At 68.9% G+C, this 325-nt stretch carries 1 pseudogene; it reads left to right on the plus strand.

Annotated elements, in window-relative coordinates:
- Positions 1-325 (plus strand): annotated as a pseudogene (locus P0D89_RS54380) (ESPR-type extended signal peptide-containing protein); the annotation flags it as partial.

Raw genomic sequence — 325 nt, forward strand, 5'->3', positions numbered from 1 at the left:
TCGGCGCCGAGCTACAGCGTGGGCGGCACGACGGTTGGCAACGTGGGTGATGCCATTACCAACATCGACGGCCGCACGACGCAGAACACCACCGAGATCACGAACGTGCAGAACCAGCTGGCGGATGGCTCGATCGGTCTGGTGCAGCAGGACGCGACCACGCGTGACCTCACGGTGGGCAAGGACACGGACGGCACGGTGGTGAACGTGTCGGGCACGGCGGGCACCCGCACGGTGACGGGCGTGGCCGCGGGCGCGGTGAACGCCACGAGCGTGGACGCGATCAACGGCAGCCAGCTGTACGGCGCCAGCAGCTCGGTGGCGA

The organism is Paraburkholderia sp. RL18-085-BIA-A, assembly GCF_046027075.1.
Classification (GTDB): Bacteria; Pseudomonadota; Gammaproteobacteria; order Burkholderiales; family Burkholderiaceae; genus Paraburkholderia.